This window comes from Streptomyces diastatochromogenes (assembly GCF_002242805.1).
GTDB lineage: Bacteria > Actinomycetota > Actinomycetes > Streptomycetales > Streptomycetaceae > Streptomyces > Streptomyces diastatochromogenes.
Genome location: NZ_MCGQ01000013.1, coordinates 387,203 through 400,080 on the forward strand (window position 1 = coordinate 387,203; position 12,878 = coordinate 400,080).

The following is a 12,878-nucleotide window of genomic DNA, read 5'->3' on the forward strand; positions in this document are numbered from 1 at the left end:
CGTCTTCTGTTCTCGGCCGCGTCCCTCGGTGTTACCGGCCGCTTCTCGTCCAGTTCGCGGCCCCGTCCCGTGGACCGGCGACCTGCCCCGATTCGTGACGCTAGCACGCACCCCGCCGCGGGGCTCCGTCGGCGGGGTGGGGGAGTGGTGCAGCGGGCGTACGGCTCAGCCGAGGCGGGTCAGCTTGTCCGTGAAGCCGGGTTCGGTCAGGGCCTTCTGCAGCGCCACCGGCACGGTCACCGCACCGGCCGAACCGTCACCCACGGTGAGCGAACCGACCTTGGTGCCGGCCTTCGCGGTGTGCGGTACGACATCCGAGGTGAAGGACAGCTTCACCTTCAGGCCGGCCCAGCCGGCCGCCGTGACGTCCTTCGTCGCCACGACCGGCGTACGACCGCCGAGCCCGTCGTCGACGTACCCGACGACATCGCCCTTCTTCAGGATCGTCGCCGACTTCAGCGCGCCCTGCGCGGACCGGATCAGCTTGTCGCCCGCGTCCAGGACGCCGCTGATGATGGTGTTGTCGAAGCCGCCGGCGGGCTGGCGCATCACGGCGCCGATGATGGTGCGGGTCTCGCCGCCGACCTCCTGCTTCGCCGCGAAGACGAGGTTGCCGAGGGCGGAGGTGGTGGTGCCGGTCTTGATGCCGACGACGTTGTTGTGGCCGACCAGGCGGTTGTAGTTGGAGTGGTTGACGCCCTTGTAGTCGTCGTACGACATCATCGCCGCGACCTCGCGGAAGGCGGGCTGCTGCATCGCCGCCTTGGCCAGCTTGACCTGGTCCACGGCCGTGCTGACCGTCGAGTCCGTCAGGCCCGAGGGGTCGGTGTACGTGGTGTTGGTCATGCCGAGCTTCTTCGCGGCGGCGTTCATCTTCGTCACGAACGCCTTCTCCGTACTCGAGTCCCAGCGGGCGAGCAGCCGGGCCACGTTGTTGGCGGAGGGCAGGAGGATGGCCTCCAGAGCCTCGCGCTCGGAGATCTTGTCACCGGCGGTGACCGGGACGGTGGACTCCTGGCCGGCGTCCGACTGCTCCTCGGCGGGCTTGTCGATCGTGATCTTCGGGCCGGCCTCGCCGCTCTTGAGCGGGTGGTCGCGCAGGATCAGGTACGCCGTCATGACCTTCGCGACGCTCGCGATCGGTACGGGCTTCTGGGTGCCGGAGGAGCCGAACGTGCCGATGCCCTGGACGTCCAGGGCGGCCTGGCCGGTGGACGGCCACGGGATGTCGGCCTTGCCGCCCTCGAAGGTGTAGGTGTCCTTCGCGGTGAGGTCGAGGGTGGGCTGGGGGAGCGGGCGGACGGCCTGTACGACCGCAAAGATGACCGCCAGGAGGAGGACCAGCGGGGTCCAGATCTTGACCCGGCGCACGAGCGTGCGGACCGGGGTCTCCGGGGGCCGGGGCGTGTTCGTCAGCTCGGCCAGCAGGTCCAGCGGGGGCTTGGGCGGGAGGGGCTGCTGGGTGGTGCGCTCGGGGCCGACCTGGGGGAGGGCGGTGGTGGGGGCGGTGGTGTCCGTCTTCAGCGGGACGAACTTGCTGCCGCCGAGCTTGAGGGTGGTGGTGGGCTGGTCCACCGCGGGCTTCTTGGGGCGGACGGCCTTGATGAGCGTGGTCGGCTGATCAACCCCCTTCGCCTCGGCTTCGCGGGGTGCCTGCGGGTCCTTGTCGGCGTCCTTCGCCTCGGCTTCGCCGTCGGCGGTCTCGTTCCCACCCGCACCACCCGTGCGGGTCTCGTCGTCGGCTGCGGGTGGCCCCTGTGGGGCGTCCTCGCCGTCGGCGGCCTCCGGGTCGTCGTCCGCGGTCTGCGAGTCCTCCTCGGCGGCCTGCGGCTTCTCGTCGGTGACCTCTGCCTCGTCCTCGGCAGCGGGCTTCGCCTCGTCCTCGGCGTCGGCCTCTGCGTCTGCGTCGGCGTTCTCGACCTCGGTGTCAGCCTTCGCGTCTGCGTCGGCGTTCTCGACCTCGGTGTCAGCCTTCGCGTCTGCGTCGGCCTCCTCGGGCTCGGCGTCAGCCTTCGGCTCGTCCTCGGTGTCGTCGTCCGACTCGGCGTCAGCCTTCGTGCCCACGCTCGCGTCCTTGGCCGGTTCCGACCCTGCGTCGGCCTTTGCTTCCGCGTCGTCGTCCTCGGCCGACTCCGACCCCGCGTCGGCCTTTGCCTCCGCGTCCTCGGCCGACTCGGCGTCAGGCTCCGCCTTCGCCTCAGTCTCCGGCTCGGTCTCCGTGTCCGCCTCAGCCTCCGCTGTCTCCGGCTGGTCGGACTCGGCCTCCTGCTCGGGGTCTTCGGGGGTGTCGGCCGAGCGGACCCAGGCCGAGACCGCCTCGCGCAGGGCGGTGTCGTCGTCCTCGGAGTTGGCGGCAGGCTTCGCGTCGCGGATGGAGAGGACCTTCGTCGCCGTGTCCACCGCGGCGCTCGCGGAATCCTTTTCGCGGGACACCGCGAGGCGCGGATCGCGGGGCTCGGGAACCGTACCCGCGCTCCCCGGCGTCGGTTCCGCCGACGACTCGTGCTGCTTCGACCTGTCGGGGGACTCGCCCGCCACCGATGCCTCCTCGTGCGCCGCACGCCCACGCGCGCGCCCTGTCCGAACCATGTACCAGTGTCCTGTGTGAGGGCTTGGCCCCTGTGGTAGACGAGAACGACATACCTACCGGTTCCCTCACGAACCGGTCACGCACCCTCGACAGACCAATGTGAGAGGGGTCACCCTGTCTGTCATCCACGCGGGGAGGCATGGATGGGCAGGAGCCGCAGAACAATTCCGGAGGAGCTTCTGCTGCTGGCATTGGACCCGGCCACGGGTACCACTGCACAGCCGCAGTCGCTCGACCTCGGTCTGGCCGGAGCGCAGCTAGTGGAGCTGGCGCTGGCCGGACGGATAGCCCCAGACGGGGATCGTATCGCCGTGGTGGTACCACGGCCGACTGGAGATCCGACTTTGGACAGTGCGTTGGAGTTGCTGCGAAGGCGTGGCGCTCCCGTACGCGCCGTCCACTGGATCGGCGGGCCCCGGCTGGGGCTGCGTCAGATCTACCTCTCGCATCTCGAACGGTGCGGCATGGTTGCCGCCGTACCGGGACAGATGTGCGGGGTGCTGCCGACGACTCGCTACCAGGCGACGGACACAGAGATCAGCCGGGAGATCCGTGCCCGGCTGGATTCCGCGATCCGCACCGGCGTACCGCCGGACCCGCGGACCGCGGCGCTCGCCGCCCTGGCGCACGCCGTCGGACTCGGCAAGCACCTGTATCCGGGGAACGAGGGCCGCTCCTCGCGTTCCCGGTTGCGGGATCTGATCCGGCACGACCCCATGGGCGGGCTGGTCGCGCATGCCGTGATGGACGTACAGAACGGCGCGGCGGCCCAGCCGCGGCGCGGTCCGGCCACGGCCGGCCGCCAGGCGGGGCCCGGAGCCAGGGCCGCGGCGGAACCCGCACGCGGGGTTCCGATGCAGCCGCACCGCGGGTCCATGGCGCGCGCCGTGGCCCACTGAGCCGCACCGTCAGTCCCCAAGAACCGGTTCGGGAGCCGCTGGTTCGAGCGGGGTGGCGAGACCCTCGTGGTCTCACCACCCCGCTCAACCGCGTTCGGACCCGTAAATCCGTGCCCGAACTGACGCGTACGCGCCGCATATCCACTGTTTCCCAGCGGTAGAAACCACCTTGGTGGCAGTCTGCTCAACAGCAGATACACAAAGTGTTAGGTACAGGCAGGCAGCCGGAGGTGCACGTCCCGTGGCGTCCAATGTCAATCCCACCGTCAGACGACGCCGGCTGGGCCAGGAGCTGCGCAGGCTCCGAGAGCTCAAGGGCATGACGGCCGAAGAGGTGGCGGAGCGGCTGCTCGTGTCGCAGTCGAAGATCAGTCGGCTGGAGAACGGCCGCAGAAGCATCAGTCAGCGTGACGTGCGCGATCTGTGCGGGGTGTACGAGGTCGAGGACCAGCGGATCGTCGATTCGCTGATGGAGATGGCCCGGGACTCGCGGCAGCAGGGCTGGTGGCACACGTTCGGGGACATCCCGTACAGCGTGTACATCGGCCTGGAGACCGACGCCGAGTCGCTGCGGGTCTACGAACCCCAGCTGGTGACCGGTCTGTTGCAGACCCGCGCGTACGCGGAGGCCCTGGTGCAGGGCGCGTTGCCGGAGACGTCGACCGCGGAGATCGAGAAGCGCGTGCAGGTGCGCATGCGCCGACAGGAACGTATCACCGCCGAGGGCACCCCCCTGCGGCTGTGGGTGGTGCTGGACGAGGCGGCGCTGAAGCGGGTCGTCGGCAGCAAGCTGGTGATGCGTGAGCAGTTGGAGCACCTGATCGAGATGTCCCAGCTGCCGCACGTCACCGTGCAGGTGCTGCCCTTCGAGGTGGGCGCGCACCCGGGGCTCAACGGGCAGTACGCGATCCTGGAGTTCACGGACGCGGCCGACTCCAGCGTGGTCTACCTGGAGGGCGTCACCAGCGACCTGTACCTGGAGAAGGCGCAGGACGTGCAGAAGTACGCCGTGATGTACGAGCACTTGAGGGCACAGTCCCTCAATGTGGAGCAATCCCGGCAATACATCTCCGACGTGGCGAAATCCTACGCCGATTGAGCCCTGCTCCACAGGAAGTGCCGGATCGTACACCGTGGTGACGATTCAGCGGAAGGCCCACCTGGAATATGCCATCCGCTTGAGTGAACGGCTACTCCAGCAGAGGCGGTTGCCCGGTAGCGTCGATCACGCCAATCAGACGACAAGGTTGGCGTGAACCGCACCACCAGCAACTCGCAACAGGAGTGGACATGGCACTGATTCAGGGCGCTTCGGAGACGTGGATGAAGTCTTCCTATTCCGCGGGCAACGGCGCCTGCGTCGAGGTCAAGTCGCCCACCGCCGCGGAGCTCGCCGTACGCGACTCCAAGGTGACCGAGGGCCCGATCCTGGCCTTCCCCGCCAACGCGTGGAACGCCTTCGTGTCCTCGGTCAAGGCGTAGGGAGCCCTCCCTGACGTTCCCTCGCAGACACGTCCGACGACAACTGCACACGCGTCACCCCGCAGAGCCCTCTCGACGAGTCGCCGTCCTTGCCGAGGGGGCTCGGCCATGCCCGGCCCGGGGCTACTTCACCGGGAAGGCCACATCGCACACCGGATCCCCGGGCCCGGCCGCGTCCCAGTCCGCGAAGTACACCTCGCGGCAGGGGCCGGCCATCTCCAGGCCCTCCCGGCCCATCCACTGCTCCACCGCCTCGAAGGCGGCGAGGATCTGCGGGTGGGCCACCTGGGCCTTGGTGATCCGGGTGTAGGCCAGCCGGGCCGCCGGCTCCACCCGCACCCGGGTCGCCCAGGTCCGCCCGTGCGCCTCCACCCACGCCCGGGCCGCCGCCTCGTCCGCCACCGGAACACAGGACTCGGCGGGCCCGTCACTCTCCATCGACACCTCGGAGTGGTAGACGACGAACGGTGCCCCCGCCACGCCCCCGCACTCCCGCGCCGCCTCCAGCAGCCGGGTCAGCGATCCGCCGATCCAGGCCGGCAGCTCGTCCGCGAGCGTGTGCCGGGTCTCGGTGATCACCACCCGCGCGGGCACGTCCACCGTCTCGACCACGAACTTGTCGTACATCTCGGAGCTCCTCCCCGACAGTCGTCCACGGAGGTACTCGGCGAGGGTGCGCTGCCCGGCCACCCGGGTCTCCACGTCCGCCCAGTAGGCGGCGAGCAGATCCGCGGCCTCGGTTCCCCGCGCCCCGACCACCTCGGCGATCCGGGCGAGCGGCATGTCCAGCTGCCGCAGCAGGGCCACCAGACGGGCGCGTTCCACCTGGTCGGCGCGGTAGTAGCGGTAACCGCTGGCCTCGTCGACGTGTGCCGGGGCGAGCAGGCCGAGGCGGTCGTACAGCCGCAGCGCCTTGGCCGAGAGCCGGGCCCGCGCGGCGAACGCGCCGATGGTCAGCAGCTCCTCGTTCACGATTGCCATCCTCCGTCACCGGGCGGTCCTTCCCGCCCGGTGACAAGGACGCTCAGCCCTGCCCCTGGGGCAAGGTCAACCGGCTAGCCCAGCTGCTTCTCGATGGCCGCCACGACCTCCGCGGACTCCGGCTCGGTCTGCGGCGAGAAGCGCGCGACGACCTGCCCGTCGCGGCCGATCAGGAACTTCTCGAAGTTCCAGCGGATGTCCCCGGTGTGCCCCTCGGCGTCGGCGAAGTCCACCAGACGCTCGTACAGCGCGTGCCGGCCCTCCCCGTTCACCTCGACCTTCTCGGTCAGCGGGAAGGTCACGCCGTACGTCGCCGAGCAGAACTCGGCGATCTCCTCGGCGGTGCCGGGCTCCTGCCCGAGGAACTGGTTGCAGGGCACGCCGAGCACGGTGAAGCCCTGCTCGGCGTACCGCTCCTGCAGCTTCTCCAGGCCCGTGTACTGCGGGGTCAGGCCGCACTTGGAGGCCACGTTCACGATGAGCACGCTCTTGCCGGCGTACTGCGCCAGATTCGCGGAGCCGCCCTTGAGGGCCCCGATCTCGGTGTCCAGCACGGAGCCGTTCTGATCAGTAGTCGTCATGAGCGGATGCTAACTCCGGAGGATGACGGGCCCGGGGCGCGGGATCGGGTTACGGCCTCGGGTCCGCCGACGCCGACGACGGCTACTGCTGCTCGGCCGGAGCGGAGTCTGGGCCCGGCAGCTCGGCCGCCGGCGCGAACTTGTCGGCCACGGCCGCGATCTGCTCGATCCCGGCCCTGAGCCCATCGGCCGCCCGCGCGCTCTTCTCGATCTGGTTCTTCTCGACCTCGTTCTTCTCGACCTCCTGGTCGAGCTTCTTGGTCGCCCGGTCGAAGTAGCGCAGCAGCTCCACCGGGAACGGCATCACGAGCGTGGAGTTCTTCTCGGCGGCGACCTCGACGACGGTCTGGAGCAGACGCAGCTGCATGGCCTCGGGGGTGTCGGACATGATCCGCGAGGCGTTGGCGAGCTGCTGCGCCGCCTGGAACTCGCCGTCCGCGGTGATGACCCGGGCCCGCCGCTCCCGCTCCGCCTCGGCCTGCCGCGACATGGACCGCTTCAGCGACTCGGGCAGCTGTACGTCCTTGATCTCGACGCGGTCGATGTGGATGCCCCACCCCGCGGCAGGGCTGTCGATCATCAGGGCCAGCCCCTCGTGCAGCCGCTCCCGGTCGCTCAGCAGATCGTCCAGGTCGCTCTTGCCGATGATGGAGCGCAGGGAGGACTGGGCGACCTGCCCGACGGCGAAGTGGTAGTCCTGCACCTCGATGGCCGCCCGCACGGGGTCGGTCACCCGGAAGTAGACGACGGCGTCGACCTTCACCGACACGTTGTCCTTGGTGATGCCCTCCTGGGTGGGCACCGGCATGGTCACGATCTGCACGTTCACCTTGCGCATCCGGTCGGCGAACGGGATGAGGAAGGTGATGCCCGGCTGCCGGTGGCTGGGCAGGGCCTTGCCCCACCGGAACACCACCCCGCGCTCCACCTGGTTGACGACGCGCATGCCGCTCTTCAGCACGAGCAGGAACAACGCGGCCACGACGACCACTGCGACGACGGTGCCTTCCATGGCACTCCATTCTCCGACGCGACTTCCATCCGGTTCCGGACAACGGGGATGACATCACGGAGGGCGCCGATGGATGCGCCGGGGGTGTCAGGGATCCGTAAAGAAACCGGATCCGAGGAGAGTCCGGATCCGTGGAGAGTCCGGATCCATGCAGAGACCGGCGCCGGCTCAACACGCCGGGAGACGAACCCCGCGCCGCCTCTGATCGTCTTCCAGACGGCCGCGAGGAGCACCGCGCGGCCGCGACCACCGCCAGACCTGCGACCGGGGGGCCACATGCACGATCCGACACCCGAGGCGGCGCCGCCCTCGTCCTCCGCTCAGCCACCGGAGGCGGCCACCCTGACCCGTTTCCTCGCGGCGGACCCGGTGGGGAGGGCCCGCCTCGCGCCGGCCGTCGCGGAAGCGGTCGGCGCGGACCGCATGGAAGAGATCGTCGAGGCCACGCTCGCCCGTACCGGAACCCCCGTCACCGTCACGGACAGCCCCGACGGCCTGATCGTCACCGGCCCGCAGGGCAGCGTCCGCGCCTGGGCCCGGCAGACGCCCGACGGGCAGGAGATCACCGGCCTGCTCCTCGAAGGAGCCCCCTACGCCCCTCCAGCCCGCCGCAGCCCCCTCCCCGCCCCCGTCGTCTGGCTGACCTACGTCCTCGTCCTGGCCCTCTGGAACGTCTTCACGCTCTGGACGGCCGCCGACCGCACCTCCTGGTGCGCGGGCGCGGCCACCCTGGCGGCCTTCTTCGTCTTCGCCGAGGGCTACGGCGCCCCCGCCCAGCACGCCCGCGTCCGCCGCCGCACGGCCGAGGCGGCCGCCATCACCGCCCTCGCCTCGGCCTACCGCCTGCCCACCCTCCCGACGGGCCACTTCAGCGCGGCCCTCGGCACGGCCCTGGCCCTCCTGGCCGGAGCCGTGTGCCTGCTGGCCGCCGCCCGCCTCCACCACTGGCGCACCCCGGTCTCCCAGCCGCTCCTGTTCCCCCTGGAAGGAACCTGGTACGTCATCCAGGGCGGCGGTCGCCCCCTCAACCACCACGTCAGAGTCCCGGAACAGCGCGCCGCACTCGACCTGGTCGGCCTCGGCCCGCACGGCAGCCGCACCCGCCCCGACCGCGACCTGACCGCCTACGCCGCCTACGGCCGTCCCGTCCGCTCCCCCTGCCACGGCCGCGTGATCTCGGCCGCCACGACGATTCCCGACCAGCGCCCGGGCGAGATCCGCTACCAACCCCTCTACGGCAACCACGTCTTCCTCGACACGGGCCGGGAGATCGTCAAACTGGCGCACCTGCGCCCGGGTTCGGTGACGGTGAAGCCGGGCGACGTCGTCGAGCCGGGCGAACTCCTCGGCGAGGTGGGCAACAGCGGCAACTCCACCGAACCCCATCTTCACCTCCACGCCGAACGCGACGGTCTCGGCCTGGACCTGCGGTTCACGGACGTCCGGGGGCGGCTGTACCGGGGGCGCAGGATCAGGGTCTGAGGAGCTTTTTCCTGCTCGCGGCCGCCGGACTGGTCGTCTGGATCGTCTACCTCGCCGCCGACCGCTCGGCCCTGGCCTGGACGTCCTTCGGCATCCTCGGCGCCGCGACCCTGATCCTGGTCCTGCTGGCGGCACTTGGGGTGGCAGGCAGTTGAAGCTCCTGACAGAGATGGTGATCTGGATCAAGAACCCGTCGCTGCCAGGAGCTTTGCTGCCGATCAGAGGGAGGCGCTGAAGCCGACGTGGTTGTACTGGCCGACGGTGCCCAGGACCTCGTTGCTGACAGCGCCGACCTGGGCCAGGACGTCCGCGTCGCTGACCGCCGTGGGGCCGACGGCGAGGCCGGCGTGCGGGCTCAGGCCACCGGAGACGTTGTCGAGCTCGGCGTCGGAGATCTCAACGGCCTCGACCTGGGGAGCGGAGTTCATGAGGAAACTTCCCTTCGTATGGATGATCCACAAGGGGGGCGGCCCCGCCGGGGACGGATAGCGGGCCTGCCTCGGCCGCAGGCGTGCGACACCCGTTTCCGGAGAATTTCGCACGGGCCCCGCGGTGCAGAGGATCAAAGCACGGAGGGCGCCGGGCATCCAATCAACTGGCCTGCACACCCAGGAAGCTGAACGAAAGGGCTACGCATCCATGCAGGCCCACGCACGACTTGACGACAGCTTCTCCATTTACTGCACGGCGCCGGGAGCCGACTGGGTATGGCGACCACGTTTATGAATGGGACACTCCGTACCAACAGAGTTTCATGCGGGGGCCCTTATGCAGATCCATCGCGCACCGCGCAGCGGTTGCGCATTCGATGTGCAGATTCACTGAAGCCGCAACACCACTCCACCCCCGACACTGAGCGTTGCGGGGCGACAGCAGACCGTATGCGGTGTGGCTGTCGGGGCGTCACTCACCATCGATGTCCGGCTGGATCTCGACCGTGAAGGCCGCCTCCTCGGGGCCGGCGCCTTCCTGGTCCTCCCAGACGATCACCCGCACGTGCTTCCGGACGGCGCCGCGGCGATCCCACTCCGACACCAGGTCGGTGACGACGAGGGCGGCGACGTACTCGGCGTCCTCGTTCGGGTCGTCCGTGGTGATGGTCCCCCGCCAACGCTCGGGATGGTCGCCGTAGGGGCGCCAGCCCTCGGAGCCGTGCGGCTCGTCCACCCGGTACACCCAGTCCGTCTCGGTGCTCATGGAGCCGATCCTGTCGAGGTGTGACTGAACCCGCTTGAGTGGATGACATGCCGGTGGCGGCGTCGGTGGCTCTCGGGCTCGCGGTGGAGGGCGACGAGCGCCGCGTCGTCGTCGAGCCGTCCGCGGGTATGGGCGATCAGATCGCGTTGGACGTGGTGGAGCAGCGATTCGGGGCCGGCCTTGTTCCACTGGGCGGCCCGTGCCTCGAAGGGATAGAAGCGGCCGTCGGCGTCACGGGCTTCGACGACGCCGTCCGTGTAGAGCAGGAGGGTGTCGCCGGGCTCGAAGGAGACCACGTCGATGGTGTATCCGTCCGGTCCCGTCTCTGCGATCCCCAGCGGCGGCGCGGGGTGCAGGCTGGGGATGGTCAGGCCGCTATCGGGACTGAGCACCAGGGGAGGGGGGTGCCCGCAGCTGATCATGCGGGTGATGTGGTCGTCGTCGGGGAGTTCCAGCAGCAAGGTGGTGGCAAAGCGTTCGCCGGCCTCTGCGGGCGGCTCGAAGTCGGCCAGATAGCGGGTCACGCTCTGTTCCAGGGTGGCGGCGAGATCGGGGAGTGTGGCGTGCCGGTGGGCGGCCTCACGGAAGGCCCCGAGCAGGAGGGCGGCTTCGCCGATGGCGGACAGGCCCTTGCCCCGCACATCTCCGATCATGATGCGCACGCCGCCGGTGATGCGGGTGGCCGCGTACAGGTCACCGCCGATCTGTGCTTCGTCCTCGGCGGCCAGATACAGGCAGGCGATCCGCACGGGGCCCATCCGCTCCGGCAGCGGCCACAGCAGGCCGTGCTGCGCGGCCTCTGCGACCGAACGCACCTGGGCCAGCTGGCGCTGGTGTCGCTCGCGCACGATGCAGAAGAACACGATCAGGGCTGACAGCACCGTCAGGGCGAGAATCTGGACCAGCACATTGCGCGAGAACAGCACGCCGAAGTGCCAGCCGATGTATGCCTGCGCCGCCACAGCCAGGAACCCGATCAGCCCGGTCAGCCTGGGACCGGCGAACGAGGCGGTGATCGCAGGGGCGATGACCAGGAGCGGGCCGAGATGTACGTCCTCCGGGACCATTTGGTCCACCGCCGTGATCACCACGATGAGCACGATCGGGATCAGCAACAGCGCGTGGCTCGACTGCCGTAGCTGCCGCACATCAGCCCAGCCGTGCCCGGCACTCACATCTTCTACATTGCCACCGCCGAGGACACGTGACGAAACCGGCTACGGGTCGGCGAGAAGTCGCCGAGCCCGACGGTGCGCAGGGACAGCGGCACAGCATCGAAGATCCATGGCTTCCGGGACGGGGGCCGCCGCGTCCAGGACCCGGCCTGTATTGCCCTGCACGCATTGAAATCCCTACCCGTATTGAAACTCATTGACCGATCCACATTGGATGGCATTTATCATTGAACGGTGCGCGAAATAGGATATCTCGACTTGCGATCAGGGTCTAAGAGTGCTGGTCTGGAATAGCTAGGGGTAAAGGGCATTAGTGCAGGCCCGAATGCGTATAGCGCTCAGCTGGCGGGCGGGGAGTGGTGTATCAACCGGAGGTTCACGATGACGCACGTCTTTTCTGCCTGCCGTCGCCTACGCCGCATCATGGTCCTGTTCGTGACGGCCGCCTTGACGCTTTCCCTCTCGGTGACGCTTACGCTCACCTCGGCGAAACATGCATCCGCCTCGTGTGCCGCAGGTGGGTTTGAAGGAAGGTGGCGTTCATCCGATGACAGACTGAGTCGTATCGACGTGTGGCCTGGAGAGGACTGCCGCCTTTACGCCAAAGCCTGGTCCACCTGTGAGAACAACTCGACGCGTGACTGCAGCTGGGGAGCGCGCCCGAAGGAGCTGCAAGCCACCCCGGACAGGAACTTCCGGTTCTTCTCCTACAACTGGAACAACGCGGACGAGGTACTGCAGGTGACCCTGAGGGACAGCGCCCACTTGTCGGTGTGGGACCACACCGAATACACGTCCGGCCGGAATGTCAGCTTCACCGTGTGGATGGTCAAAGACTGAGAGTGCGAAGGGCCGGGTATCTCTCCCGGCCCTTCGCGCTGCTGCTGGACGAAGCCGGGATGGTGTGGGAGCCCGGAGAGGAAGCCTGGGGCCGTACCTCGTACCTGCCACAAGTCCCCAGGGATGAGGGCGGCCGTTCTACGGATGGTCAAGCCCCCATATGAAGATCCGCCCATCGGGTGGTCCTCTCGGGGTGGCGGGATATTCCGTGTCGTGTGGAGAGGGCCACGACGATGTCGGTCCCGCGACCGTTTTCCCTGTGTTCGGCGGGGTGGCGGCTGTCGTGCGGTGGGCGTCGTCGAGGTACCGGTCCGGCGTCGGTGACCTCGATGCGGAGGGTGCGGCGGCTGCCGGCCTCGGGCAGGGACAACCGCAGCACTGCCGGAGGCAGTGCGTGGACGATCGCGTTGGTGGTCAGCTCCGAGATCACCAGGAGGGCATCGTCGGCTGTCGGGGTGGGCACGCGCCATTGGGTAAGGACGGTGCGTGCCCGTCGGCGTACGGTGGAGACGGCTTCGGGGATGTGCGGCAGCGGGCAGACGTGCTCGACCCGCGTGGGCGGGTCCACCGGGGCGTCGGACGTGCTCGTGGCAGGGGCGCTCATCCTCGGCCACCTCCACTGGTCTTTGCTTCTCATGA

The 12,878-nt window shown here is 69.1% G+C and carries 13 protein-coding genes; 5 read left to right on the plus strand and 8 right to left on the minus strand.

What is annotated here, in order from left to right; all coding sequences use genetic code 11:
• Positions 1-165: 165 nt before the first annotated feature.
• The gene (locus BEK98_RS16590; RefSeq protein ID WP_167444184.1) at positions 166-2,538 is read right to left on the minus strand and encodes a D-alanyl-D-alanine carboxypeptidase; all 2,373 of its coding nucleotides are present in this window, start codon (positions 2,536-2,538) and stop codon (positions 166-168) included.
• A 195-nt stretch (positions 2,539-2,733) separates the two neighbouring features.
• On the opposite strand from BEK98_RS16590, the gene BEK98_RS16595 reads away from it, so the two are divergent.
• From BEK98_RS16595 to BEK98_RS16605, 3 genes are all read left to right on the plus strand, one after another.
• The gene (locus BEK98_RS16595; protein ID WP_094217286.1) at positions 2,734-3,489 is read left to right on the plus strand and encodes a GOLPH3/VPS74 family protein; all 756 of its coding nucleotides are present in this window, start codon (positions 2,734-2,736) and stop codon (positions 3,487-3,489) included.
• A gap of 241 nt (positions 3,490-3,730) precedes the next feature.
• Entirely contained in the window at positions 3,731-4,588 is an 858-nt protein-coding gene (locus BEK98_RS16600) for a helix-turn-helix domain-containing protein (protein WP_094217287.1), read from the plus strand.
• A gap of 191 nt (positions 4,589-4,779) precedes the next feature.
• Complete coding sequence (locus BEK98_RS16605; protein WP_094217288.1) at positions 4,780-4,971, plus strand: DUF397 domain-containing protein; 192 nt, start codon at positions 4,780-4,782, stop codon at positions 4,969-4,971.
• A gap of 123 nt (positions 4,972-5,094) precedes the next feature.
• Here BEK98_RS16605 and BEK98_RS16610 read toward each other — a convergent pair whose 3' ends face one another.
• The 3 genes from BEK98_RS16610 to BEK98_RS16620 all read right to left on the minus strand — a co-directional run bounded on the left by BEK98_RS16610 (position 5,095) and on the right by BEK98_RS16620 (position 7,545).
• Positions 5,095-5,952, minus strand: a complete 858-nt coding sequence (locus BEK98_RS16610; protein WP_094217289.1) for a MerR family transcriptional regulator — start codon at positions 5,950-5,952, stop codon at positions 5,095-5,097.
• Between the two features lie 74 nt (positions 5,953-6,026).
• Complete coding sequence (locus BEK98_RS16615) at positions 6,027-6,533, minus strand: glutathione peroxidase (RefSeq protein ID WP_094217290.1); 507 nt, start codon at positions 6,531-6,533, stop codon at positions 6,027-6,029.
• Positions 6,534-6,615: 82 nt separating this feature from the next.
• Positions 6,616-7,545 (minus strand): slipin family protein, encoded by a 930-nt coding sequence (locus BEK98_RS16620; RefSeq protein ID WP_094217291.1) that lies wholly within the window; start codon positions 7,543-7,545, stop codon positions 6,616-6,618.
• Positions 7,546-7,821: 276 nt separating this feature from the next.
• On the opposite strand from BEK98_RS16620, the gene BEK98_RS50000 reads away from it, so the two are divergent.
• Positions 7,822-9,027 carry a M23 family metallopeptidase gene (locus BEK98_RS50000; protein ID WP_107428277.1) on the plus strand — a complete coding sequence of 402 codons (1,206 nt, stop codon included), beginning with the start codon at positions 7,822-7,824 and terminating at the stop codon, positions 9,025-9,027.
• A 218-nt stretch (positions 9,028-9,245) separates the two neighbouring features.
• Here BEK98_RS50000 and BEK98_RS16630 read toward each other — a convergent pair whose 3' ends face one another.
• From BEK98_RS16630 to BEK98_RS16640, 3 genes are all read right to left on the minus strand, one after another.
• Positions 9,246-9,455, minus strand: coding sequence for a hypothetical protein (locus tag BEK98_RS16630; RefSeq protein WP_094217293.1), 210 nt, complete (start codon positions 9,453-9,455; stop codon positions 9,246-9,248).
• Positions 9,456-9,930: 475 nt separating this feature from the next.
• On the minus strand, positions 9,931-10,224 hold the full coding sequence (locus tag BEK98_RS16635; protein WP_094217294.1) for a hypothetical protein: 294 nt from the start codon (positions 10,222-10,224) through the stop codon (positions 9,931-9,933).
• Positions 10,221-11,399, minus strand: a complete 1,179-nt coding sequence (locus BEK98_RS16640; RefSeq protein ID WP_244201877.1) for a PP2C family protein-serine/threonine phosphatase — start codon at positions 11,397-11,399, stop codon at positions 10,221-10,223. The genes BEK98_RS16635 and BEK98_RS16640 overlap by 4 nt, the downstream gene beginning before the upstream one ends.
• A gap of 381 nt (positions 11,400-11,780) precedes the next feature.
• Here BEK98_RS16640 and BEK98_RS48570 point away from each other — a divergent pair, with 381 nt between their 5' ends.
• On the plus strand, positions 11,781-12,239 hold the full coding sequence (locus BEK98_RS48570; protein ID WP_143684121.1) for a hypothetical protein: 459 nt from the start codon (positions 11,781-11,783) through the stop codon (positions 12,237-12,239).
• Positions 12,240-12,387: 148 nt separating this feature from the next.
• On the opposite strand, the gene BEK98_RS16650 is transcribed toward BEK98_RS48570, so the two are convergent.
• A complete protein-coding gene (locus tag BEK98_RS16650; RefSeq protein WP_094217296.1) occupies positions 12,388-12,843 on the minus strand; it encodes an ATP-binding protein in 456 nt (151 codons plus the stop codon).
• Positions 12,844-12,878: the final 35 nt, after the last annotated feature.